Consider the following 23,871-nt stretch of genomic DNA (forward strand, 5'->3'; position numbering starts at 1 on the left):
CCCTGTCAGTGGGTTTCATGATAGGTGTCGATATGCTCGATCCCGTGCTGTTGCGCAGCTTTCTCGCCGTGGTCCAGACCGGTGGCTTCACCCGTGCCGCGGCCAGCCTGCACCTGACCCAGTCCACGGTCAGCCAGCAGGTGCGGCGCCTGGAGGAGCAGATCGGCGCCGAGCTGCTCGACCGCAGCGGCCGCTACGTGGTGACCACCACCGAAGGTGAACGCCTGCTCGGTTATGCCAATCGCATCGTTGCGCTGATGGACGAAGCGCTGCTCGCGCTGGGCCAGAGTGCGGTGGAGGGCGAGGTGCGGCTTGGCGTGCCGGACGATTTCGCGGCCAACAGCCTGACCCCTTACCTGGCGGATTTCGCCGACGCGCACCCTGGCATCCGCCTGGAGATCACCAGCGGCCTCAGTCACGACGTGTGGCGTGCGTTCAACGCCGGCGAGCTGGATCTGGCGCTGATCAAGCAGCGCGCCGGCAGCGCCAAGGGGCTGGCCAGCTGGGCCGAGCCCCTGGCCTGGCTGGACAGCCGCGCACGGCCGGTGCTGGCGCGCAACCCGGTGCCGCTGGCGGTGTTCCCGCCCAACGGCCTGTATCGCCTGGAGATGACCCACGCCCTGGATGCCATGGGCAAGCCCTGGCGCATCGCCTATGTCAGCAGCAGCCTGCCGGGCGTCAGCGCGGCGGCCGAAGGCGGTCTGGGCCTGACTCTGCTGCCGCGCCGCCTGATCACCGCGGCGCACCGCGAACTGGGGGCCGCCGAAGGCTTTGCCGCCGTGGCACCGGTGGAGGTGGCCCTGCACGCGCGCAACCAGTTGCCCGGTTATGCGCGTGAGTTGGCGGCGGCGTTGATCGAGGCGTGCGAAGGGATCATGCAGGCCCCGGCTGGCGCGCTCAGCGCCAGTTGAGGATGGGCCAGCCCGCCTGTTCGGCGTGGGCGCGCAGGACCGGGTCCGGGTTGACGGTGAAGGGCTTTTCCACCAGTTTCAGCAGCGGCAGGTCGTTGCGCGAGTCGGAGTAGAAGGCGGCCCCGGCCAGGCTCTCGCCCTGTTCGCTGAGCCAGGCATGCAGGCGCGTCACCTTGCCTTCGCGATAGGTCAGCACGCCTTCGGTGCGTCCGGTGTAGAAGCCCCGCTGTTGTTCCAGGTCGATGGCCAGCACTTCGCCGATGCCGAAGCGTTCGGCAATCGCGCTGACCAGGAAGTGCGCCGAGGCGGAGATCACCAGCAGGCGGTCGCCGGCTTCGCGGTGCCGGGCCAGGCAGCGGCTGGCGTCGCTGTAGAAGATCGGCTCGATCACGTCCTCGACGAAGGGCTCGACCACGTGGGCGACTTCCTCGGGCGTGCGCCCGACCAGCGGCGACAGGGTGAAGGCCATGTAGTCCTCCATGGCCAGGGTCCCGCTGGCGTACTGGCGCATCAGCTCCTGCTCGTGGCTGATGAAGGAATCGCCATCGGCCCAGCCGATCTTCACCATTTCCTCGGTCCACAGGGTGGAGCAGTCGCCGTGGATCAGGGTTTCGTCCAGATCGAATATGACCAGGGCCATCACGCCACCTCCCGGATTGCGCCGACATCGATCTGCAGGCTGACCTGCTGGCCGCAGCTGTAGAGTTCATCCGCCGAGCGATTGAGCACGTCGACGAACAGCTCCACACCGCGGGCGTCGATGCGGTAGCGCACGACGTTGCCCAGCAGGCTGTGGCTGACGATTTTCGCGCCGATGCCATGCTCGGCGAAGGCGATGGCTTCCGGACGAATCGCCACGCGCGAACTCACCTTCTGCTCCAGCAGGCGGCTGGCGGCATCGGCCTCGAGCAGGTTGTAGTTGCCGATGAAACCGGCGGCGAAGGCGTCCACGGGGGCGGTGTAGAGGGTCTCGGCGTCGCCGCTCTGGACGATCTTGCCGGCGTTCATGAGGAAGATGCGGTCGCTCATGGTCAGCGCCTCTTCCTGGTCGTGGGTGACGAAGATGGTGGTCAGGTTCAGTTCCTGCTGGATGGCGCGGATCTGCTCGCGCAGGTGTTTGCGAATGCGTGCGTCGAGGGCCGACAGCGGCTCGTCGAGCAGCAGCAGGCGCGGGCGGGTGACCAGCGAGCGGGCCAGGGCCACGCGCTGGCACTGGCCGCCGGAAAGCTGGTGCGGGTAGCGTGTGGCGAACTCGCCCAGCTCGACCATGTCCAGGGCTTCCTGCACGCGCTTGTCGCTCTCGGCCCTGGCCACTTTCTGCATGCGCAGGCCGAAGGCGACGTTCTGCGCCACGGTCATGTTGGGGAACAGCGCATAGCTCTGGAACACCATGCCGATGCCACGTTTCTGCGGCGTCAGCGGCACCAGGTCCTGGTCGCCGAGGATGATCTGCCCGCCATCGACGCCGGTCAGCCCGGCGATGCAGCGCAGCAGGGTGGACTTGCCGCAGCCGGAGGGGCCGAGCAGGGTGACGAACTCGCCCTGGGCGATCTCGCAGTTGATGTCGCTGAAGATGCGGGTGTCGCCGTAGCTTTTATGCAGGTTTTGGATGCTCAGGAAGCTCATGCCTTGTCCCTGTTCAAACGGTTGGCCGCCCAGGTGAAGACCAGGACGAAGAAGAAATAGGAGATCACCAGCGCGCTGTTGAAGTGGCCGCTGCTGTTGCGCATGTTGTTCAGGTACACCTGCAGCGTTTCATAGCGGGTGCCGACCAGCATGTTGGCGAAGACGAACTCGCCGAACAGGAAGCTGAAGGAGAGGAACAACGACACCATCAGGCCCTTGCGCAGATTCGGCAGCACCACCAGGAAGGCCGCCTTCCAGGTGCTGGCGCCGAGCAGGTGGGCGGCGTCCATCAGGTCGCGCAGGTTGATCGCCTGCAGGTTGTTGCTGATGGCGCGGTACATGAACGGCAGGGCGATGGTGAAGTAGCAGCCGAACAGGATCCACGGCGTGCCGGTCATCGCCAGCGGGCCGGAGCCATAGAGCTGCAGCAGGCCCACCGAGGACACCACCGGCGGTACCGCGAACGGCAGCAGGATCAGCACGTTCATCAGCGTGTCGAGCCTGGGGAAGTGGTAGTGCACCACGAACATCAGCGGCAGGATCAGCACCACCGACAGCGCCAGGGCGCCGACGCAGACCAGCAGCGACTGGGCGAAGGCGCGCAGGAAGCGCTCGTCGCTCCACAGGGCGGCGTACCACTTCAGTGTCAGGCCATCCGGCAGGATGGTCGCCGACCAGCTGGTGGACAGCGAGTAGAGCAGGGTGCCGGCCAGCGGCAGGAGCAGGATGAGGAACAGCAGCCAGACCACGACGCGGTGGTAGAGGCTGGCGGCAGGGGCGTCAGCGCGTGACATGGTTGCTCCTTTTCAGCAGCAGCTGGTGAACGATGGTGATCAGCACCATCAGCCCGACCAGGATCATCGACAGGGCGCTGGCCAGGTTCGGGTTCAGCGAGATGTCACCGGAGACCATCGCCGCGATGCGGATCGGCAGCACGTTGAAGTTGCCCGTGGTCAGGTAGTACACCGTGGCGTAGGCGCCCAGGGCATTGGCCAGGAGGATGACGAAGGTGCCGAGCAGGGCCGGGGTCAGCACCGGCAGGCCGATGTGGCGCCAGAAGTCCCAGGTGCCGGCGCCGAGCAGCGCCGCCGACTCGCGCCAGTCCTGGCGCAGGGCGTCGAAGGCGGGGTAGAGCAGCAGCACGCCCAGGGGAATCTGGAAGTAGGTGTAGAGGACGATCAGGCCGTTCTTCGAGTAGAGGTTGAAACCGTCGATCAGCCCGGCCTGGATCAGCAGCAGGGTCAGCGCACCGTTGAAGCCGAGCAGGATGATGAAGGCGAAGGCCAGCGGCACGCCGGCGAAGTTGCTGGTCATGTTGGAGAAGGCGATGACGAAGTCGCGCAGCTTCGAGTCCACCTGGCGCAGCGAGTAGCTGCCGAGGATGGCGATGGCCATGCCGAACAGGCTCGACCAGAAGGCGATCTGCAGGCTGTGCTTGATCGCCTGCAGGTAGAACTTGGAGGCGAAGATCTTCTCGAAATTGCCCAGGCCCCAGCCATCGGGGCCGTTCAGGCTGTTGACCGCCACCCACACCAGCGGCGCGACCTGGAACACCAGGAAGAACACGGCGAAAGGCAGCAGGCACAGCAGCGGTAACCAGCGTCGCAGGGAAGACGGCGCGCTCATTTCAACAGCTCCGCGCAGTAGGGTTTGTCATGGGGCACACCGAGCAGTTGGCAGATGCTGCCGCACAGTTCGACCTGCCGTGGGCGGGCGGCCGCGTCGAGGCTGAAGGCGTCGCCGATGACGAACAGCGGCACCTGGCGCTCCTCCGGCAACAGGCCGTTGTGCGAGCGGTCGACGTTCATGCCGTGGTCGGCGGTGACCAGCACCTGGTAGCCGGCATCGACCCAGTTCTGCAGGTGGTCGGCCAGCAGCACGTCGGCCATGCGTGCCGCGTTGCGGTACTGCGGGCTGTCCAGGCCGTGCTTGTGCCCGGCGTCGTCGATGTTCATCGGGTGCACCAGCAGCAGGTCCGGCTCGTGCTGCAGGCGCAGGCTCTCGGCGTCGACGAACAGGTGCGAGTCCGGGTAGTGGTCGGCGTAGTAGAAATGGCCGTGCTGGATCGGCAGGCCCGGATCGCTGCTGTGGCGATCGCGCACGGCGACGAAGGGCGAGCGGTTGTACAGCTCGCTGACCCAGTGATAGGCCGCGGCGGCGGTCGTCAGGCCGGCATCGCGCGCGTAATGAAACAGGCTGTGCTCACGCGACAGGCGCGAGACGTCGTTGTGCACCACGCCGCTGTCGATCGGGCGTACGCCGGTAAGGATGCATTCGTAGAGTGGGCGCGACAGCGCCGGCAGCTCGCAGTCCAGGCGGTAGTAGGCCGCCCGCCCGGCTTGGCACCAGGCATGCAGATGGCCCATGGCGTGTTGTGCGACCGAATGGCTGAGGCCGTCGAGCACGACGAGGATGACCTTGGAAGGCATGGGGGAAATCCTGAAAACGATGGAAGCGCTTAGCGGCTGAAGCCGCTCCCACAGGTACTGCCTGAGGGAGCGGCGTTTGTCGTGCGCAGGGTGGATGACACTCTTTTCATCCACCATCCGCGGTATCGAATGGTGGACGGGTGGAGCGTCAGCTACGCGCCCCGGTCCCCCCTGCGCCTCAACCTATCACTCCATGTTGATGATGACGTGCTCCTGCCACAGCTGCGGCAGCGCCTTGGACGTGGCTTCCCAGGCCGCAGCGTCCTTGATCGGCTGGACCTTGGCGTACTGCTCGTTGGGCAGCAGCTTGGCCTGCACGTCGGCCGGCAGGGTCAGGTGCTCGGCGCGGATCGGCCGGGCGTTACCCTTGGCCAGGTTGATCTGGCCGGCGTCGGAAAGGATGTACTCACGCGCCAGCTTGGCCGCGTTCGGGTTCTTGGCGTACTTGTTGATGATGGTGCTGTAGCCGGAGATGACCGAGCCATCGGACGGAATCAGCACTTCGAAGCGGCTGGGGTCGATCTGGTCGCGGTAGGACAGGCCGTTGAAGTCCCACACCACGCCGACTTCCACTTCGCCCTTCTCCAGGGTCTGGATGGTCGGGTTGGACAGCGACAGGCGGCCCTGTTCGGCGATGCTGGCGAAGAAGTCCAGGCCCGGCTGGATGTTCTTCTCGTCGCCGCCGTTGGCGATGGCTGCAGCCAGTACGCCGTTGACGGCCTGGGCGGCGGCACTGACGTCACCGATGGCGACGCGGTACTTGCCGTTCTTCAGGTCGGCCCAGGACTTCGGTACGTCCTTGACCAGTTGCTTGTTGACGATGAACGCGATGGAGCCGGTGTAGGCCAGCATCCAGTGGCCGTCGGCGTCCTTGGCCCAGCTCGGGATCTGTTCCCAGGTGCTCGGCTTGTAGGGCTGGGTCACGCCCTGCTGCACGGCGATGGGACCGAAGGCGGCGCCTACGTCGCCGATGTCGGCGGTGGCGTTGTCCTTCTCGGCGGCGAACTTGGCGATCTCCTGGGCCGAGCTCATGTCGGTGTCGGAGTGCGTGAGACCGTACTTGCTATTCAGGTCGTTCCAGGTGTCCTTCCAGTTGGCCCAGCTGTCGGGCATACCCACGCTATTGACCGCGCCTTCGGTGCGAGCGGCTTTTTCCAGCGCTTGCAGGTCGGTGCCTGCAGCCATGGCGGAAGTGGCGAGGGCAATCGCCGAACCCATCAGAGAAGCCAGCAGCAGTTGTTTCATCGGAAACTCCTTTGCGGTGTGTGTGTTGGTCTAGATCAGCAATACCCGAGCCAATCTAAGCGCCTTCGATGACAGTTTTATGTCCGTTTGCCAGCTGCAGATGTCTAGGCCTGTACGGATGGCGCGCTCAGCAAGCGTAGACCATGGATAAGTAACTGATTTAACGGGTTGTGCACGAAGGTCGTAGTGGCATGCGGCATGCTTGCAGCATAGCTGTCATCTATCAGTCATCTAGACTGCCTAGTCTTGTCACCCATTCGAGCGAATGACGTGTGCCCCGTGTTGGGGCTGGACTAGTCCAAAAGGGGAGAAATTGATGCGCGATGAAGCGCCGCGAGCGGTCACCATCATCTGCCGCGCATTGCAGGAGCAGATCGACCGGGGCCTGTTGCCGTCCGGCAGCAAGTTGCCGGCCGAGCGCAAGCTCAGCGAACTGTTCGACACCACCCGCATCACCCTGCGTGAGGCCCTGGGGCAACTGGAGGCTCAGGGGCTGGTGTACCGCGAGGAACGCCGTGGCTGGTTCGTTTCTCCGCAGCGGGTGTCTTACAACCCGCTGGTCCGCACCCACTTCCATGCGATGGTCGCCGAACAGGGGCGGGTGCCCGCCACCGAGGTGCTCAGCGCGAGGCTGATGCCGGCCAGTGCGCAGGTCTGCCAGCTGCTGGAGCTGCCGGCGCTGTCCAGCGTCTACCAGGTGTGCCGGGCGCGGCGCATCGACGGGCGCCTGGTGCTGTACGTCGAGCATTACCTGAACCCGGCCTACTTCCCCGGCATTCTCGAGTTCGACCTGACGCGCTCGCTGACCGACCTGTATGCCAGCGAGTACGGCATTCATTACGGTCGGGTGCGCTTCGACATGGTGCCCACCGCGTTGCACGCCGAGGCAGCGGCCAGCCTGCGGGTGGCGCCAGGCAGCCCGGCACTGCGGGTCACCCGGGTCAATCGCGACCAGCATGGGCGCATCATCGACTGCGACCTGGAGTTCTGGCGCCACGACGCGATCCACGTCAGCGTCGAGGTGCCGCAGTAGTTCGCGCCTGACCGTTCGTCGGCTTAGACGCTGTTTTTTCGGCCATTGTCGAAACGGCGTCGTCGCGTTCGACTATCCAGTACCCACCGCCAAGGAACTGGAGCGCGACATGAAATACCTCTGCCTCGTCTATGCCAATGAGCAGGAGCTGCACAGCTCCCCCGACAGCCCCCATGACAGTGAGTGCCACGCCTACGCCCAGCAGGTGCAGGGCAGCGGGCGCATGCTCGCGGCGGAGGCGCTGCAGCCGGTGCAGACCGCCACCACGGTGCGTATGCGCGCTGGCCGGCTGACGATCACCGATGGGCCGTTCGCGGAAACCAAGGAGCAGTTGGCCGGCTTCTATCTGATCGAGGCGCGCGATCTCAACGAGGCGCTTCAGCTCGCCGGCCACATTCCCGCTGCCCGTGTCGGTTGCGTCGAGGTGCGACCGGTACGTGACCTGGATATCGACCCCGCCGCGCAGCACTGAGTCGCTGTCGTTCAGCCACAGGAGAACCGTCATGGATCGTCACCCTGTCCCCGAGGTCGCCACGCGTGAGCAATGGCTGGCCGCCCGCAAGGCATTGCTGGAGCAGGAAAAGGCACTGACCCGCCAGCGTGATGCGCTCAACCGTGCCCGTCGCGCCCTGCCCATGGTGCGGGTGGAGGAGAACTACCGTTTCCAGGGGCCGCAAGGCGAGGTCGGGCTGGAGGCGTTGTTCGACGGCCACAGCCAGTTGATCGTCTACCACTTCATGTATCACATGGACCGTGGCAAGGGCTGCGCCGGGTGTTCCAGCCTGGTGGACAACATCGGCCATCAGTCCCACCTGCATCAGCGCGACACCAACCTGGTGCTGGTCTCGCGCGCGCCGCTGGCCGATCTCGAAGCCTTCAGGCAACGCATGGGCTGGTCGCTGCCCTGGTACAGCTCCCATGGCAGCCGCTTCAACTACGACTACCACGCCACCACCGACGAGCAGGTCGCGCCGGTGCAGTACAACTACCGCGACAAGGAGGAGTTGCTGCGCCTGGGGCAGGGCTACCACGTCCAGGGCGAGCAGCACGGGCTGAGCGTGTTCCTGCGCGACGGCGGGCAGATCTATCACACCTATTCCTGTTATGGCCGGGGCGTGGAGATGCTGATGGGCAGCTTCCATTTCCTCGACCTCACGCCTTTTGGTCGCGGCGAGGGTTGGGACGGCATGCCGGATCTGGATGGCAAGGGCCTCGACTGGACCCGTTTGCACGACGAATACGAGCAGCGTGCGCCTGCGCACGACTGCTGCGCCCACAAGGCCAGAACCTGAGCGAAGGAGCAACGTCATGAGTCAGTCCGAACTGCAAGACGCACTGAATAGCTGGACCGAAGCCTGCCGCAGCAAGGATGTGGCGCGCATCATGAGTCACTACGTGGAGGATGTGGTCGCCTATGACGCCGTGGGCCCGTTGCGCTTCCAGGGGCGCCCGGCGTATCAGGCGCATTGGCAGGCCTGCATGGAAATGTGCAGCGGCGAGGGGCGCTTCGATCCGCATGAGCCGAGCTTCAACGTCAGCGCTGATCTCGCGGTCAGCCATTACTTGCTGCACTGCGGTGGCAGCAATGACAAGGGGGAGCTGGAAACCTGCTGGATGCGCGTGACCCAGTGCCTGCGGCGCGAGGCTGGCCGCTGGCTGATCTTCCACGAGCACTTCTCCGCACCCTGCGACATGGAGAGCGGCAAGGCGCTGTTCGATCTGCAGCCCTGAGCCCGCATGCGGGCTCAGGCGCGGTCACCGTGGCGACACCCGCTGGCGAAGCGTAGAGCAGATGGTTGCGCGGTGACGCCTCACTGCCGGCCCAGCGCCGCGCAGGAGGCCTGGTAGTCCTGCGCGCAGGCGCTCTGGTACAGGCGCAGGGCCTGGTCGGGATCACGCGGTACACCGCCTTCGCCACGCCGATAGAGGTTGCCGAGCACGTGCTGGGCCATGGGGTTGCCGGCCGCCGCCGACTGGTTGAGGTACTTGAGCATGTCGCGCTGGTTGGCGAACTCCGGCGCGTCGCGCCCGGTGTAGAGATAGGCGAGGCTCACCGCCGCCATCGCATGGCCCTTGTCGGCAGCCCGCTTCCACCAGTACTCGGCCTGCTTGAGGTTCTTTTCCGGCTGGCCGACGAAATAGCTGCTGCCGAGCTGGAACTGGCTGTCCAGGTCGCCACGCTCGGCCTGCTGGCGCAGCTGCTCCTGCTGCGTCTGGGCGGCGGGCTGGCCGGTCTGCGAGTCCTTTGGGGCGGTGCCGGAGTCCGGGCTGCGCCCTGCACAGCCGGCCAGCAGCGCCAGGGCGAGCAGGGCGACGGCGGCGCGACGAAAGGGGGGCAAGATGGGCATGGCGGCGGACTCCTTGTTTGATGTGTGATGGCGTTAGGCCCGAGCCGTTCACCATAGTTCGCTTCGCACCGTTCATGCACTGACGACTTCACACCTGAGCGACTAGCTGCAATCCTGATGGCCGGTTTCGTCGGTGAGGCAGTCATGAAGATCAGTGCGGATTTCGACAGTGGCAATATCCAGGTCATCGATTCCAGTGACCCGCAGCGAGTATTGCTGGCCATGCGGCCAGATCTCAACAGCCATCATTTTCAGTGGTTCCACTTTCAGGTCGACGGCCTGCAGGTCGGCCAGCGTCATGGCTTCTGCCTGACCAACGCCGGGCAGTCGGCCTACAACCAGGCCTGGGACGGCTACCAGGCCGTGGCCAGCTACGATCAGCAGCACTGGTTTCGCGTACCCACGCGCTTCGCCGACGGGCAGCTGCACTTCGAGTTGCAGGCCGAGGGCGAGCAGGCCTGGTTCGCCTACTTCGAACCCTATCCGCGGGCACGCCATGAGCGCCTGGTCGGTGCGGCGCTGGAGCGTGGTGCCGAGCTGGTGGCCTGCGGTCGCAGCCTGGAGGGGCGCGATATCCAGTTGCTGCGTATCGGCGGTCAGGCAGCAGCGCCGCGCAAGCTGTGGATCATTGCCCAGCAGCATCCCGGCGAGCACATGGCCGAGTGGTTCATGGAGGGGCTGATCGAGCGCCTGCAGGACCCCGATGACGCCGAGATCGCCGCGCTGCTGGCCGAGGCCGAGCTGTACCTGGTGCCGAACATGAATCCGGATGGCGCCTACCGGGGGCATCTGCGCACCAACTACGCCGGGCAGGACCTCAACCGCGCCTGGCAGTCGGCCAGCTCCGAGCACAGCCCGGAGGTGTTGTTCGTGCTGCAGCACATGCAGCGCATTGGCGTCGACCTGTTCCTGGATATCCATGGCGACGAGGAAATTCCCCACGTGTTCACGGCCGGCTGCGAGGGCAACCCGAGTTACACGCCGCGCCTGGCCGCCCTGGAGGAGGATTTCCGCAGCCGTCTGGTCGGCATCGGCGCCGAATTCCAGACCCGTTTCGGCTACCCGCGCAGCCAGCCCGGCCAGGCCAACCTGACCCTGGCCTGCAACGCCGTGGGCGAGGCGTTCGACTGCCTGTCGTTCACCATCGAGATGCCGTTCAAGGATCACGATGACAGCCCGCAGGCGCGTACCGGCTGGAACGGCGCCCGTTCGAAGAGGCTGGGGCGGGATGTGTTGACGGTGCTGGCGCAGATGGTCGAACGCTTGCGCTGAAGGAGAGCCGGCGAACGGCACGGGCGGCGCCGCTGCAGCGCCTGAAATGAATGAAAAAAAGCCCGTCACGAGGACGGGCGCAAAGTGCCGTAAACACACAGGAGTCGATAGGACGCAGTGAGGCGTCGGAAATTACAGGATCGACAGCGGGTAGTTGATGATCAGGCGGTTCTCGTGCAGGTCCTGGCCAACGTCGCGGCGGACGTTGGAGTTACGCCAGCGCACGTTCAGGTTCTTCAGCGTGCCTTCCTGGATGGTGTAGGCCAGCTCGGTCTCGCGGCTCCATTCCTCGGCGTCGGTACGGCCGCCGGTGTGGATGTTGGAACCACTGGTGTAACGGTTCATCAGGGTCAGGCCGGGAATGCCGAGGCCGGCGAAGTTGTAGTCGTGACGCAGCTGCCAGGAGCGCTCCTGCGGGTTGTCGAAGGCCGACAGGTAGCCATCGTTGACCAGCGAGCCACCGCTGGCGCCGTCGATGCGCAGGAACTTGGTGTCACCGCTCAGACGCTGGTAGGTGACCTGGAAAGTGTTGTTGCCTTTCTTCGCCGACAGCGCGCCCTGGTAGACCTTGTTGTCCAGGTCGCCGGCCTTCGATGCGCCTTCGTCCTTGCCGTTGAAGTAGCCGAGGTTGGCGCCCAGCACCCAGTCACCCACCGGCTGGCTGTGGGTCAGCTGCAGGAAGCTCTGCTGGTAGACGTCTTCCAGGCGCGCATGCCAGGCGCCGACCATGGTGCGGTTGTCATTGAAGCGGAACTCACCGCCGCCGAAGTTGAAGTCGTCGCCTTTCACCCCGCCGAAGGACATGTCTTCGCGGCTGGCGTCATGACGCTGGCTGTTCTTCCAGAACTGGCCGCCGTACAGGGTCAGACCGTCGATCTCGCTGGAGGTCAGCTGGGCACCCTGGAAGGTCTGCGGCAGCGAGCGACCGTCGTCCGCGCGCAGGATCGGCAGTACGGCGAACCATTCGCCGACCTTCAGCTCGGTCTTGGAGATCTTGGCCTTGGCGGCCACGGCGGTGCGGCCGAACTGGTCAGCGGCTTCGCCATCGTCATGGATGGGCATCAGGTTGGTGTTGGCGGCGCCACGGTTGCCATCGAGCTTGAAGCTGTACAGGCCGAGCACATCGAGGCCGAAGCCGACGGTGCCTTCGGTATAGCCGGAGCGGGCATCGAGGATGAAGCTCTGGGTCCAGCCTTCGGCCTGGCCCTGGCGTTCGCCCTGGATCCGCGGATCGGTGCCGTTCAGGTAGTTGCGGTTGAAGTAGTAGTTGCGCAGGTTCAGCGAGACCTTGGCGTCCTCGATGAAACCGGCGGCATGCGTCGTGGCAGGCAGGATCAGCGCCAGTGCGGTGCTGCCGAGCAGCGCCAGGGGAAGGGTGTTGCGTGCAGTCATTGTTGTTGTGCTCCCAGTTTTTGAACGAACCGTCCCCTGCTGGCTGGTGGCAGCCTGCATGTCGGGTTGGTGGTTGAAGTGCCCCGCAGGGCAGGCCGGCCTGAAGCGACCGGTCATTGCCGGTGGCTGGGGTCAGCCTCCGGCGAATCCGCTTCTGTGGCGTGTGGTGGCGATGGCTGCCGAGCAGGTGAGGCGCTGCTGTGCTGGGGAAGAGGCGAGAGTGGTCATGTCCTGGCCCTGATTCTTGTTGTTATTGTTTGTCATATGTCGTCATACAACTGATCGGATTATCGACAGCCTTTTTGTCGCTTGTCAACGCATGGCTAGACGAAAGTCTGAGGGGCTTTCTCCCCTTATCTTGCGGTTTGTCTGCGCTATCCAGGTACGGGCGGGCCTTTCCAGGGGGCTCGGGCAACCTGCTGGTATCGATGTCGTTGTGTGATAACGTATGACGACTTCCCATATGTCGAGCGCTTGCCCATGCCCCACTGCCTGATCGAAGCGGCCCGCGAGGTGGCTGAGCTGATTGCGCCAGAGGCGCTGTTGCAACTGGTGCATGAGCAGGCGGCCGCCAGTGGCCTGTTCCGTCCGGACGAGATCAAGGTGCGCCTGAGCCTCCACGAGCATCATTGCGTCGGGGGCGAGCCGGGGCCTTTCGTGCACCTGATCTTCTACCTGCTGTCCGGGCGCAGCGATGAGGACAAGCGGGCCCTGTCGCGCCGCATCGTGCGTGCGCTGGTGCAGCGCTTGCCCCAGGTTCCGGCGATTTCCCTGGACATGCGCGAGATGCAGCGCGAGCTGTTCAGCAACCGGCGCAACTGCCAGGACGACTAGTGCACTCGAGCGAGGCCGTCAGTCGACTTCCAGCAGGCGTGCGCCCGTGCCTTGCTGGCCCAGGGTGTCCTGGGGATTGCGCAGCGGGCAGTCCTGCATCGACAGGCAACCGCAGCCGATACAGCCGGTGAGCTGGTCGCGCAGTCGTGTCAGCTGCCTGATGCGCGCGTCGAGGTCGTTGCGCCATTGCGCCGACAGCCGCTGCCAGTCGGCGGCCGTGGGCAGGTGGTCGCTGGGCAGGCTGTCCAGTGCCGTGCCGATGTCGGCCAGTGGCACACCAAGGCGTTGCGCCACCTTGATGATCGCCACGCGGCGCAGCACATCGCGTCGGTAACGCCGCTGGTTGCCGGCGTTGCGCTGGCTCTGGATCAGTCCCTTGGACTCGTAGAAGTGCAGGGCAGATACCGTCACGCCGCTGCGTTCGGCGACCTCGCCGACGCTGAGCGGGCGTTCGTGGATGCAGCGTGGCGCTGTCATGAAAGAATCCTGTTGACCTCATGTTAAGTTGAGGTTTTACCCTTGCTGGCCTGGATAGACAACACCGAGGGTATTCCCATGCAGGACCGCATTCGTCTGGTACTGATCTACGGCAGTGTGCGTGAGGAGCGCTTCTGCGACCAGGTGGTGGCCTGGGCGCGCGAGCAGATCGAACAACGCAGCGAGTTCGAGCTGAGTCTGGTCGATCCGGCCGTGATGTTCCGCCAGCCCGATGAGGCGCCGGCCACCGCACAGCAGCGTCATCAGTCGCTGCAGCAGTTGTTGCGGGCAGATGCCTTTCTCATCGTCACGCCGGAGTACAACCACGGCTATCCGTCGGCGCTCAAGCAGTTCATCGATGAAGTGCCGGCGTCCTGGGATGCGCGGCCGGTGGGCTTCGTCAGCTACGGCGGGGTGTCCGGAGGGCTGCGTGCCGTGGAGCAGTTGCGCCAGGTGTTGGCGGAGTTGCACGCGATGACGGTACGCGGCTCGGTGAGCTTCACCAATGCCTGGGAACAGTTCGATGAGCGCGGCGCGCTGCGCGAACCCCGGCATGCCAATTCGGCGCTGGCACACACCCTGGTGCAGCTGAACTGGTGGGCGCAAACGCTGCGCGCGGGGCGCGAACGGGTGCCCTATGAGCGGATCAGGGGGTAGGGCGGGTGAAACCCGCCACATGCACCTGGCGGGCTCTCCCTTTCTGCGACTGGCCCTCTGCCGGATACGGAAGAGGGCGCAGGACGCGAATCAGCCGCGGTAGTAGCGCTGCGCCACGAACGGGGTCTTGGCGACTTTCATGGCCACGCGCTTGCCGCGCACCACGGCCCAGACGTCGCTGTCGATGGCGACATGGCTGGCGTCTACGTAGCCCATGGCCACCGGTGCGCCGAGGGTCGGGCCGAAGCCGCCGCTGCAGACCTGGCCAATCACCTTGCCGTCCGCATCGACGATTTCCGCGCCTTCACGCACCGGCACGCGCTCCTGCGGCAGCAGGCCCACGCGCTTGCGCGCCACGCCTTGCTGTTGCTGGGCGAACACGCGTTCGGCGCCCGGGAAGTTGCCGGCGCGCTCGCCACCTTCGCGGCGGACCTTGGACATGGCCCACAGCAGGCTGGCTTCGATCGGCGTGGTCGCGCTGCTCATGTCGTGGCCGTACAGGCACAGGCCGGCTTCCAGACGCAGCGAGTCGCGTGCGCCCAGGCCGATGGCCTCGACTTCCACTTCGGCCAGCAGGCTGCGCGCCAGGGCTTCGGCCTGTTCGACGGCAACGGAGATCTCGAAGCCGTCTTCGCCGGTGTAGCCGCTGCGACTGACGATGCAGTCGCTGCCCAGCAGGCGTACGCGGGCGACCTGCATGAAGGTCATCTTGCTCACTTCCGGTGCCAGGCGGGCCAGCACGTCGACCGCTTTCGGGCCTTGCAGGGCGAGCAGGGCGCGCTCCTCGAACAGGCACTCGATCTGGCACTGGTCGCCGATGTGTTGCTGCAGGTGGGCCAGGTCCTGATCCTTGCAGGCCGCGTTGACCACCACGTACAGGGTGTCGTCACCCAGGTTGGCGACCATCAGGTCGTCGAGGATGCCGCCGTTGGCATCGGTGAACATGGCGTAGCGCTGCATGCCGGCCGGCAGGTCGATGATGTCGACCGGGACCAGGGTTTCCAGGGCGCGCGCGGCGTTCTCGCCACGCAGCAGGATCTGCCCCATGTGCGACACGTCGAACAGGCCGGCGGCATCACGGGTGTGCAGGTGTTCCTTCATCACGCCCAGCGGATATTGCACGGGCATGTCGTAGCCGGCGAAGGGCACCATGCGCGCGCCGAGTTCGATATGCAGGGCGTGCAGCGGAGTCTTGGCGAGAGTTTCAGTGGTCATGTCGAGTTCCTGTTGGGTGCGCCGAGCGCACCGGTAGGGGCCGCAGCGCGGCCCGTTGTTCGTCGGTTATCAGTCAGCGTAGACCGGGAAGGTGGCGCACAGCTCGGCCACCTGGCCACGGACGCGCTCGATCACGGCCGGGTTTTCCAGGTCATCGAGGATGTCGCAGATCCAGCCGGCCAGGGTGCGGCATTCGCCTTCCTTGAAGCCACGGGTGGTCACCGCCGGGGTGCCGATACGGATGCCGGAAGTGACGAACGGCGACTGCGGGTCGTTCGGCACGGCGTTCTTGTTCACGGTGATGTGGGCAGCGCCCAGCGCCGCGTCGGCCGCCTTGCCGGTCAGGCCCTGCTTGACCAGGCTGATCAGCATCAGGTGGTTGTCGGTACCGCCGGAAACCACGTCATAGCCACGCTCGACGAACACCGCCGCCATGGCGCGGGCGTTGTCGATCACCTGCTGCTGGTAGGCCTTGAAGCCAGGCTCCAGCGCTTCCTTGAAGCACACTGCCTTGGCCGCGATGACGTGCATCAGCGGGCCACCCTGGGCGCCGGGGAACACGGCGGAGTTGAGCTTCTTCTCGATCTCCTCGTTGGCCTTGGCCAGGATCAGGCCGCCACGCGGGCCGCGCAGGGTCTTGTGCGTGGTGGTGGTGACCACGTCGGCGAAGGGCACCGGGTTCGGGTACAGACCGGCGGCGACCAGGCCGGCGACGTGAGCCATGTCGACGAACAGCAGCGCACCGACCTGGTCGGCGATGGCGCGGAAACGGGCGAAGTCCAGCACGCGCGAATAAGCCGAGAAGCCGGCGACGATCATCTTCGGCTTGTGCTCCAGCGCCAGGCGCTCGACCTCGTCGTAGTCGATCAGGCCGTTCTCGTCGATGCCGTACTGCACCGCGTTGTACAGCTTGCCCGAGGACGACACCTTGGCGCCGTGGGTCAGGTGGCCGCCGTGGGCCAGGCTCATGCCGAGGATGGTGTCACCGGCATTGAGCAGCGCCAGGTAGACGGCGCTGTTGGCCGAGGAACCGGAATGCGGCTGGACGTTGGCGTAGTCGGCACCGAACAGCTGCCTGGCGCGCTCGATGGCCAGCGCCTCGACCTTGTCCACATGCTCGCAGCCACCGTAGTAGCGCTTGCCCGGATAGCCCTCGGCGTACTTGTTGGTCAGGCCGCTGCCTTGCGCCTGCATGACGCGCTGGCTGCAGTAGTTCTCCGAGGCGATCAGCTCGATGTGGTCTTCCTGGCGCTGTTCTTCGGCCTGGATCGCCGCGAGCAGGGCATCGTCATAACCCTGCAGTTGGTCGTGCTTGCTGAACATGGTGAGGCCCTCTTTATCGTTTTTCTCGGGATGCATCCGGCCCGCCCCGGTGAGGGGAGCCGAAAAATAGGGGAGGCTGGCATTGAACCGTCCCCTCTCCCCTTGAGAGAGGGGCAGGGAGAGGGGGCAGCGTAGACAACCGCTTTACCCTCTTCCCCGGCCCCTCTCCCGCAAGCGGGAGAGGGGAGGTTCATTACGCGTCCTGGTACGCCTCGATGGACGGGCAGGCGCAGACCAGATTGCGGTCGCCGTAGACGTTGTCCACGCGGCCGACCGGCGGCCAGTACTTGGCCTCGATCAGGCTCGCCAGCGGGTACACGGCCTGCTCGCGGCTGTAGGCGTGGTGCCAGTCGCCGACCAGCTCCAGAGCCGTGTGCGGGGCGTTCTTCAGCGGGTTGTCGTCCTTGTCCAGACGGCCTTGTTCGACCGCGCGGATTTCCTCGCGGATGGCGATCATGGCGTCACAGAAGCGATCCAGCTCTTCCTTGGACTCGCTCTCGGTCGGCTCGATCATCAGGGTGCCGGCTACCGGGAAGGACATGGTCGGGGCATGGAAGCCGAAGTCGATCAGGCGCTTGGCCACGTCGTCGACGGTGATGCCGCTGGTGTCCTTGAGCGGACGGATGTCGAGGATGCACTCGTGCGCCACCAGGCCGCCTTCACCGGAGTACAGCACCGGGTAGTGCTCTTCCAGGCGACGGGCGATGTAGTTGGCGTTGAGGATCGCCATCTGCGAGGCACGCTTGAGGCCATTGCCGCCCATCATGGTGATGTACATCCAGGTGATCGGCAGGATGCTGGCGCTGCCGAACGGCGCGGCGCTGACCGCACCTTCCTTGCGCGCCATGTTGGCGTGGCCGGGCAGGAAGGGGGCGAGGTGCGACCTGACGCCGATCGGGCCGACGCCCGGGCCGCCGCCGCCGTGCGGGATGCAGAAGGTCTTGTGCAGGTTCAGGTGCGAGACGTCGCCGCCGAACTGGCCCGGGGCGCAGAGGCCGACCATGGCGTTCATGTTGGCGCCGTCGATGTACACTTGGCCGCCGTTGTCATGAATGATCTGGCAGATCTCGCGGATGCCTTCCTCGAACACACCGTGGGTGGACGGGTAGGTGATCATGATCGCGGCGAGACGATCCTTGTGCTCCTCGGCCTTGGCCTTGAGGTCGGCGATGTCGACGTTGCCGCGTGCGTCACAGGCCGTCACCACCACGCGCATGCCGGCCATGGAGGCGGTTGCCGGGTTGGTGCCGTGGGCCGATTGCGGGATCAGGCAGATGTCGCGCTGATCGTCGCCACGGCTCAGGTGATAGGCGCGGATGGCCAGCAGGCCGGCGTACTCACCCTGGGAACCCGCGTTGGGTTGCAGCGACACGGCATCGTAGCCGGTGGCAGCGCAGAGCATGGCTTCCAGTTCGCTGGTCAGCTGGCTGTAACCGGCTGCCTGCTCGACCGGAGCGAAGGGGTGCAGGTTGCCGAACTCCGGCCAGGTCACCGGGATCATCTCGCTGGCGGCGTTGAGCTTCATGGTGCAGGAGCCCAGCGGGATCATGCTGCGGTCCAGCGCCAGGTCCTTGTCGGCCAGCTTGCGCAGGTAGCGCATCAGCTCGGTTTCGCTGTGGTAGCGGTTGAACACCTCGTGGGCAAGGATCGCCGACTGGCGCAGCAGGCCTTCCGGCAGGCGGCTGGCGATCTGTGCGGCCAGGTCGCTGACGGCCGGGGCGGCCTGCTCACCGGCGAACAGCGCCAGCAGCGCCTCGACGGCGGCCTGGTCGGTGGTTTCGTCCAGCGACAGACCGAGACGCTCGGCGTCGATCTCGCGCAGGTTGATGCCGGCAGCACGGGCCTTGGCATGCAGCTCGGCGGTCTTGGCGCCGGTCTTGATGCTCAGGGTGTCGAAGAAGTGCTGCTGCTCGACACTGTGGCCCAGCTTGGTCAGGCCCAGGGCGAGGATGGCGGTGAAGCTGTGAACGCGCTGGGCGATCTCGGTCAGGCCTTTCGGGCCGTGGTACACGGCGTACATGCTGGCGATGTTGGCCAGCAGCACCTGGGCAGTACAGATGTTGCTGGTGGCCTTCTCGCGGCGGATGTGCTGCTCGCGGGTCTGCATGGCCAGGCGCAGGGCCGGCTTGCCGAAGCGATCGACCGACATGCCGACCAGGCGGCCCGGCATGTCGCGCTTGAATGCATCGCGGGTGGCGAAGTAGGCGGCGTGCGGGCCACCGAAGCCCAGCGGGACACCGAAGCGCTGGGCGCTGCCCAGGGCGACGTCGGCACCGAACTCGCCCGGCGGGGTGAGCAGGGTCAGGGCCAGCAGGTCGGCGGCCACGGCCACCAGGGCGCCGGCGGCGTGGAAGCGCTCGACCAGGGCGCGGTAGTCGAAGATGTCACCGTTGCTGGCCGGGTACTGCAGCAGCGCGCCGAAGTAGGCGCTGGCGTCGCTGATGGCGGCTTCGTCGCCGACTTCCACTTCGATACCCAGCGGCTCGGCACGGGTGCGCAGCACGTCGAGGGTCTGCGGGTGGCAGTGCTGGGAGGCGAAGAAGGTGTTGCTGGCCTTGTTCTTCGACAGACGCTTGCAGAAGGTCATGGCCTCGGCGGCTGCGGTGGCCTCATCCAGCAGGGACGCGTTGGCGATCTGCATGCCGGTGAGGTCGCTGATCAGGGTCTGGAAGTTCAGCAGCGCTTCCAGGCGGCCCTGGGAAATCTCCGGCTGGTACGGGGTGTAGGCGGTGTACCAGGCCGGGTTTTCCAGCAGGTTGCGCAGGATCGGGCTCGGCGTATGGGTGCCGTAGTAGCCCTGGCCGATGAAGTTCTTGAACTGCTGGTTGCGTGCGGCGATGGCCTTGATCTTGGCCAGGGCGTCGGCTTCCGACAGGCCCGGCTGTTCGCCGAGGATGCTGGTGCCCTTGATGCTCTCGGGGATCACGCTGTCGGTCAGCGCGTCGACCGAGTCATAGCCGAGCAGCTGCAGCATGGCAGCCGTATCGGCATCGCGCGGGCCGATGTGGCGGGCGATGAATTCGTTCTGGGTATCGAGCTTGGTCATGGCGGTCACTCAGGCGTCGGCGTTGGCATTCAACAGACGATCATAGCCGGCCTGGTCGAGGAGGTCGGCGAGAACGGCGTTGTCGGCCATGCGCATACGGAAGAACCAGGCCTTGTCCAGGGGCGATTCGTTGACCAGCTCGGGGCTGCCTTCCAGGTCGCCGTTGAGTTCGACGATCTCGCCGTCCAGCGGCATGACGATGTTGCTGGCAGCCTTGACCGACTCCAGTACCGCCACTTCCTCGCCCTGGGCGTAGGACTTGGCTTCCGGCAGTTGCACATAGACCACATCGCCGAGCGCATCCTGGGCGTAATGGGTGATGCCGACGGTTACCAGACCATCGTTGTCCAGACGCAGCCATTCGTGATCGGCGGTGAAACGCAACTCGCTCATGTCAACTCCTCAAAGGGTAAAGGTGTCCGCTTCTAGGTGGCGGGCAGGTGGTGGAGTGTTAGCAATGCCAGTGCCAGTATTAAAAATATCAATAAAATCAAAGGCTTAAATTGTTTTCTGGTGCTTTGCGCAAAATGGTCCAGGCTGTTATGGAACGTTATCGATACGGATTGTCGCGTCGTAAATGGAAAAGTTTGCGTCGCGCCAGGCGCACTGCGGCTTCTACCTGTTCGTTGCGAATTCGTTACGGTGGAATGATTTCGATACGTTGCTTGTCCGGAACCGCTGATCCCCTCGGCAGGTCCCTATGCAGACCGTTAATCGACAAGGAGCTCGAACCCTCATGAAACCTCTGATTCCCCTGGCCTTCGCACTGCTCGGTGCCGCCTCCGTACAGGCCAGCGAGACCATCACCGTGACCCTGCAACAGGCGACCGAGAAGGGACCGGGTGCGGCGGTGGGCACCGTGACCATCAGCGAGTCCGCTCACGGCCTGGTCTTCACCCCGAACCTCAAGGGCCTGGAGCCGGGCATCCATGGTTTCCATGTGCATGCCAAGGCCAGCTGCGACGCGGTGGAGGCGGACGGCAAGCTGACACCGGCCGGAGCCGCAGGCGGTCACTGGGACCCGAACGAGGCAGGGCGCCATGGCTTCCCCTGGGAAGATGACGCTCACCTCGGCGACCTGCCTGCTCTGTACGTCGGGGCGGATGGCAGTGCCAGCCAGCCGGTGCTGGCACCGCGACTCGAGCATCTGGAGGCATTGCGCGATCATGCGCTGATGATCCACGCCGGCTCCGACAACCACGCGGACCACCCGCAGCCGCTGGGCGGTGGCGGTGCACGCGTTGCCTGCGGGGTGATCAAGGCACCGGCCAGCTGACCGCACTCGGGCGGTTTCAGGCTGGGTCAGCGGCGCCAGTCGGTGCGCGGCCAGGCGGCGCGCCCGCCGTGCGCCGCATGATCCAGTAGAAGGCAGTGTTCAAGGCAGGCGGCTGATTCGCCCAGCGAGGCGCTGCGCTTGCCGGGCGTGGGCTCAGTGCTTGCCGGGTATGCCGTACTTGCGCAGGCGCTTGGCGATGGCGGTGTGCGAGGTGCCCAGGCGTGCGGCCAGTTGCCGGCTGGAGGGATGGCTGGCGTAGAGTTTCTCCAGCAGCGCGCGTTCGTAGTCGTCCATCGCCTGTTCCAGGCTGCCGACTTCCCCGTCGACCCTGGGCGCCACTTCGGTGCCGGCGATATCCAGGTCGTCCATCTCCACCCAGTTGCTGTCGCAGATGGCCGCCGCGCGGAAGATCACGTTCTGCAACTGGCGCACGTTGCCCGGCCAGCGCCCGGCCAGCAGCGCGGCGAAGGTAGCCGGCGCCAGGCGGCAGGGCAGGCGCTGGATCTGCGCGCAGGCCTGGGCCATGAAGTGCTGGGCCAGCAGCAGGATGTCCTGGCCCCGCTCGCGCAGTGGCGGCACTTCCAGGTTGAGCACGTTGAGGCGGTAGAACAGGTCTTCGCGGAAGCTGCCCTCGGTGACCATCTGCTCCAGGTCGCGGTGGGTGGCGCTGAGGATGCGCACGTCCACTTTCACTTCGCGATCGCCACCGACGCGGCGGAAACTGCCGTCACTGAGGAAGCGCAGCAGCTTGGCTTGCAGGTAGGGCGACATTTCGCCGATCTCATCGAGAAACACCGTGCCCTGGTTGGCCAGCTCCAGCAGCCCCGGTTTGCCGCCGCGCTGGGCGCCCGTGAAGGCGCCGGGGGCATAGCCGAACAGCTCGCTCTCGGCCAGGTTCTCCGGCAGGGCGGCGCAGTTCAGTGCCAGGAAGGGCGCACTGCGACGCACGCTGACGGTGTGGCAGGCGCGCGCCACCAGCTCCTTGCCGGTGCCGGTTTCGCCGTGGATCAGCAGTGGCGCGTCGAGCGAAGCGACACGCAGAGCGCGGGCCTTGAGCGCACGGATCGGCGCCGACTCACCGAGCAGCGAATCGAACCCTTCCGCGTGGTCGTGATGCAGGGCTGCCAGACGTTCACCCATGCGGCTGGGAGCATAGAGGGTGAGCAGGCCACCGGTGAGGCGGCCGTCCTCGGTGATCGGTTGGGCATCGAGCAGCAGGGGCTGGCCGGCGAAGTGCACCTCGCGCAGCGGCTGGTGGAAGCCGGCGCCGAGCAGCGATTGCTGCAGCGCCTCGTCACTGAACAACGCGGCGATGCTCTGCCCCTCGGGGGCGCGACCGCACAGGTCGACCAGCGCCGGGTTGGCCAGCAGCACGGTGGCGCGATCGTCCACTGCCAGCACCGGGTCGGGCATGGCGGCGAGCAGGGCGTCCAGCTGCAGGCGGCGGCGCTGTCCCGGAAGGATGTCCACTACTTCCACGCTGCGCACGCCATGCACCTGCAACAGGGCGCCCTGCAGTTCCTGCAGCACCTCGGCGCTCAACGTCGGCGCGTCGATATAGACGTTCGGCGGTACCATTTCCACCGCATCGAGGTTCAGATTGCGCCCGCCAAGCAGCGCCAGGACTTCCTGGGTGATGCCGACGCGGTCGATGAAGCTGACGTGGATGCGCATTGATGAGGGTCGAAATGGGCGAACAGGCGGCGATTATGCCTGCTCCACCCGTGCAGAGGAAAAGGACAACAGAGTGATGACAGAAAAACCAGGCCGCGCTGATTACCACCGTGAGCATCAGGCCCGCGCCGAAGCCGAGGCTCGGCGCCTGCTGGCGCGCAAGGCCGAACTGCAGGGGCACTGGCTGTCCTGGGTAGCGCAGGAGCTGTACCAGCTCAGTCCCCCGGAGTTCGCCAGCATGGTGCGGCGCGAGTTGCAGCGCTTGGCGGAGTAGAACCTGGCCCGGATGTAATCCGGGAAGCGACGCCAGGCGGTGTTCCTGGGGGGCACCTGGGCTACCGAGGCGTAGATGCGTGGGAGTGCTTCAGCCGCGACCTCCAGGAGGCGCGCTTATTTCAGGACCTAGGTACGCTTGCGCGCGCAGCGGCTCATGTCCACTTGGCTCACATGGGAATTGCCCCAACCCATGACACAGGCCACCCGCTGATTGCGCTGGCGCTCCCAGGGTTCTACCGGGTAGGCCTTGTTCCACGCCTGGTAGAGCTGTCGATCCTGCTTCGACAGGCGCAGCTTGTAGCGGTCGGCCATGTAGAAGTAGGTGCGCGCGATCATTCCGCGAATCGCCGGGCGTGGCATCACCTTGCGCGCCTTGAAGTCCACCACCGTCTGGCAGCGGCCATACTGGTGCGGTTTCTGCGGCAGCCAGGCGAAACTGTAGTTGCTGCGGTCGCCGTTCACCTCGCCGATGCTCGGCACCAGGTTGTGCAGGTCGGCCTCGGCCTTGCGGAACTGGGTATCGTTGGCGGCGCAGTTCTTGCGCCCACCTTTCTGCCAGCATTGGCGCTGATGGCCGATTACCCAGGCCGGGACGATGTGTTCCCACTCGATACGCCGAGCGCGATTGGCGTTCTTGCGCGGCGTGTAGCCGCAGGAATGCAGGTCCACGCGATTGCCACTGTATTTGCAGCCGCAATAGAACTCGGTCGACTGCTTGGCGTACAGCGGCCAGGCCAGGCGCTTGGCCTCGGCAAAGGTGGCAGGTGCGGCGTGGAGGGAGAGGCTGGCGAAACAGCAGAGCAGGGGGAGTAGGCGTCGAATCATGGGGCGGCAGAT

The 23,871-nt window shown here is 65.6% G+C and carries 25 protein-coding genes; 10 read left to right on the top strand and 15 right to left on the bottom strand.

Features of this window, described 5'->3' with window-relative positions; translation table 11 throughout:
- The first annotated feature begins 32 nt into the window (after positions 1 to 32).
- The gene (locus tag EPK82_RS16840; RefSeq protein ID WP_047587649.1) at positions 33 to 911 is read left to right on the top strand and encodes a LysR substrate-binding domain-containing protein; all 879 of its coding nucleotides are present in this window, start codon (positions 33 to 35) and stop codon (positions 909 to 911) included.
- Here the strand turns inward: EPK82_RS16840 and EPK82_RS16845 are convergent.
- The 6 genes from EPK82_RS16845 to EPK82_RS16870 form a co-directional block, all read right to left on the bottom strand.
- Positions 898 to 1,551 carry an HAD family hydrolase gene (locus EPK82_RS16845; protein WP_134677392.1) on the bottom strand — a complete coding sequence of 218 codons (654 nt, stop codon included), beginning with the start codon at positions 1,549 to 1,551 and terminating at the stop codon, positions 898 to 900. The two genes, EPK82_RS16840 and EPK82_RS16845, sit on opposite strands and share 14 nt — an antisense overlap.
- Positions 1,551 to 2,537, bottom strand: a complete 987-nt coding sequence (locus EPK82_RS16850; protein ID WP_134677394.1) for an ABC transporter ATP-binding protein — start codon at positions 2,535 to 2,537, stop codon at positions 1,551 to 1,553. Before EPK82_RS16850 ends, EPK82_RS16845 begins: the two co-directional genes overlap by 1 nt.
- A complete protein-coding gene (locus EPK82_RS16855; RefSeq protein WP_047587654.1) occupies positions 2,534 to 3,331 on the bottom strand; it encodes an ABC transporter permease in 798 nt (265 codons plus the stop codon). The genes EPK82_RS16850 and EPK82_RS16855 overlap by 4 nt, the downstream gene beginning before the upstream one ends.
- Complete coding sequence (locus EPK82_RS16860) at positions 3,318 to 4,163, bottom strand: ABC transporter permease (protein ID WP_134677396.1); 846 nt, start codon at positions 4,161 to 4,163, stop codon at positions 3,318 to 3,320. Before EPK82_RS16860 ends, EPK82_RS16855 begins: the two co-directional genes overlap by 14 nt.
- A complete protein-coding gene (locus EPK82_RS16865; protein WP_037056972.1) occupies positions 4,160 to 4,966 on the bottom strand; it encodes an alkaline phosphatase family protein in 807 nt (268 codons plus the stop codon). The genes EPK82_RS16860 and EPK82_RS16865 overlap by 4 nt, the downstream gene beginning before the upstream one ends.
- A 186-nt stretch (positions 4,967 to 5,152) precedes the next feature.
- A complete protein-coding gene (locus tag EPK82_RS16870; RefSeq protein ID WP_134677398.1) occupies positions 5,153 to 6,211 on the bottom strand; it encodes an ABC transporter substrate-binding protein in 1,059 nt (352 codons plus the stop codon).
- A gap of 316 nt (positions 6,212 to 6,527) precedes the next feature.
- Between EPK82_RS16870 and EPK82_RS16875 the strand changes: the two genes are divergently transcribed.
- The 4 genes from EPK82_RS16875 (at position 6,528) to EPK82_RS16890 (ending at position 8,975) form a co-directional block, all read left to right on the top strand.
- On the top strand, positions 6,528 to 7,244 hold the full coding sequence (locus EPK82_RS16875) for a UTRA domain-containing protein (protein ID WP_037056975.1): 717 nt from the start codon (positions 6,528 to 6,530) through the stop codon (positions 7,242 to 7,244).
- 109 nt (positions 7,245 to 7,353) lie between these two features.
- A complete protein-coding gene (locus EPK82_RS16880) occupies positions 7,354 to 7,716 on the top strand; it encodes a YciI family protein (protein WP_037056978.1) in 363 nt (120 codons plus the stop codon).
- Between the two features lie 31 nt (positions 7,717 to 7,747).
- Positions 7,748 to 8,536, top strand: a complete 789-nt coding sequence (locus EPK82_RS16885) for a DUF899 domain-containing protein (RefSeq protein WP_134677400.1) — start codon at positions 7,748 to 7,750, stop codon at positions 8,534 to 8,536.
- 16 nt (positions 8,537 to 8,552) lie between these two features.
- Positions 8,553 to 8,975, top strand: a complete 423-nt coding sequence (locus EPK82_RS16890; protein ID WP_047587667.1) for a YybH family protein — start codon at positions 8,553 to 8,555, stop codon at positions 8,973 to 8,975.
- A gap of 80 nt (positions 8,976 to 9,055) precedes the next feature.
- Here the strand turns inward: EPK82_RS16890 and EPK82_RS16895 are convergent, their stop codons facing one another.
- Positions 9,056 to 9,592 (bottom strand): tetratricopeptide repeat protein, encoded by a 537-nt coding sequence (locus EPK82_RS16895; protein ID WP_134677402.1) that lies wholly within the window; start codon positions 9,590 to 9,592, stop codon positions 9,056 to 9,058.
- Between the two features lie 144 nt (positions 9,593 to 9,736).
- Here EPK82_RS16895 and EPK82_RS16900 point away from each other — a divergent pair, with 144 nt between their 5' ends.
- Positions 9,737 to 10,864, top strand: coding sequence for a M14 family metallopeptidase (locus EPK82_RS16900; protein ID WP_134677404.1), 1,128 nt, complete (start codon positions 9,737 to 9,739; stop codon positions 10,862 to 10,864).
- Positions 10,865 to 10,996: 132 nt separating this feature from the next.
- Here EPK82_RS16900 and EPK82_RS16905 read toward each other — a convergent pair whose 3' ends face one another.
- Positions 10,997 to 12,256: an OprD family porin gene (locus EPK82_RS16905; protein WP_037056988.1), complete on the bottom strand. Its 1,260-nt coding sequence runs from the start codon at positions 12,254 to 12,256 to the stop codon at positions 10,997 to 10,999.
- 480 nt (positions 12,257 to 12,736) lie between these two features.
- On the opposite strand from EPK82_RS16905, the gene EPK82_RS16910 reads away from it, so the two are divergent.
- Complete coding sequence (locus EPK82_RS16910; RefSeq protein WP_037056989.1) at positions 12,737 to 13,090, top strand: 5-carboxymethyl-2-hydroxymuconate Delta-isomerase; 354 nt, start codon at positions 12,737 to 12,739, stop codon at positions 13,088 to 13,090.
- Positions 13,091 to 13,108: 18 nt separating this feature from the next.
- On the opposite strand, the gene soxR is transcribed toward EPK82_RS16910, so the two are convergent.
- Complete coding sequence (soxR, locus tag EPK82_RS16915; protein ID WP_037056995.1) at positions 13,109 to 13,567, bottom strand: redox-sensitive transcriptional activator SoxR; 459 nt, start codon at positions 13,565 to 13,567, stop codon at positions 13,109 to 13,111.
- Positions 13,568 to 13,609: 42 nt separating this feature from the next.
- On the opposite strand from soxR, the gene EPK82_RS16920 reads away from it, so the two are divergent.
- On the top strand, positions 13,610 to 14,224 hold the full coding sequence (locus EPK82_RS16920; protein ID WP_230622741.1) for an NADPH-dependent FMN reductase: 615 nt from the start codon (positions 13,610 to 13,612) through the stop codon (positions 14,222 to 14,224).
- Between the two features lie 90 nt (positions 14,225 to 14,314).
- Here EPK82_RS16920 and gcvT read toward each other — a convergent pair whose 3' ends face one another.
- The 4 genes from gcvT to gcvH form a co-directional block, all read right to left on the bottom strand.
- Positions 14,315 to 15,439, bottom strand: a complete 1,125-nt coding sequence (gene gcvT, locus EPK82_RS16925; RefSeq protein WP_037056998.1) for a glycine cleavage system aminomethyltransferase GcvT — start codon at positions 15,437 to 15,439, stop codon at positions 14,315 to 14,317.
- Between the two features lie 69 nt (positions 15,440 to 15,508).
- Positions 15,509 to 16,762 (bottom strand): serine hydroxymethyltransferase, encoded by a 1,254-nt coding sequence (glyA, locus tag EPK82_RS16930; RefSeq protein WP_134677406.1) that lies wholly within the window; start codon positions 16,760 to 16,762, stop codon positions 15,509 to 15,511.
- A gap of 193 nt (positions 16,763 to 16,955) precedes the next feature.
- Complete coding sequence (gcvP, locus tag EPK82_RS16935; protein WP_134677408.1) at positions 16,956 to 19,808, bottom strand: aminomethyl-transferring glycine dehydrogenase; 2,853 nt, start codon at positions 19,806 to 19,808, stop codon at positions 16,956 to 16,958.
- Positions 19,809 to 19,817: 9 nt separating this feature from the next.
- Entirely contained in the window at positions 19,818 to 20,201 is a 384-nt protein-coding gene (gene gcvH, locus EPK82_RS16940) for a glycine cleavage system protein GcvH (protein WP_134677410.1), read from the bottom strand.
- A gap of 343 nt (positions 20,202 to 20,544) precedes the next feature.
- On the opposite strand from gcvH, the gene sodC reads away from it, so the two are divergent.
- Positions 20,545 to 21,084 (top strand): superoxide dismutase family protein, encoded by a 540-nt coding sequence (gene sodC, locus EPK82_RS16945; protein WP_134677412.1) that lies wholly within the window; start codon positions 20,545 to 20,547, stop codon positions 21,082 to 21,084.
- 153 nt (positions 21,085 to 21,237) lie between these two features.
- On the opposite strand, the gene EPK82_RS16950 is transcribed toward sodC, so the two are convergent.
- A complete protein-coding gene (locus EPK82_RS16950; protein WP_037055373.1) occupies positions 21,238 to 22,758 on the bottom strand; it encodes a sigma-54-dependent transcriptional regulator in 1,521 nt (506 codons plus the stop codon).
- A 76-nt stretch (positions 22,759 to 22,834) separates the two neighbouring features.
- Between EPK82_RS16950 and EPK82_RS16955 the strand changes: the two genes are divergently transcribed.
- Entirely contained in the window at positions 22,835 to 23,032 is a 198-nt protein-coding gene (locus EPK82_RS16955; protein ID WP_134677414.1) for a hypothetical protein, read from the top strand.
- Between the two features lie 128 nt (positions 23,033 to 23,160).
- On the opposite strand, the gene EPK82_RS16960 is transcribed toward EPK82_RS16955, so the two are convergent.
- Complete coding sequence (locus EPK82_RS16960; protein ID WP_134677416.1) at positions 23,161 to 23,859, bottom strand: endonuclease; 699 nt, start codon at positions 23,857 to 23,859, stop codon at positions 23,161 to 23,163.
- Positions 23,860 to 23,871 lie beyond the last annotated feature (12 nt).

The sequence above is a fragment of the Ectopseudomonas khazarica genome (genome assembly GCF_004521985.1).
Taxonomy (GTDB): Bacteria; Pseudomonadota; Gammaproteobacteria; order Pseudomonadales; family Pseudomonadaceae; genus Aquipseudomonas; species Aquipseudomonas khazarica.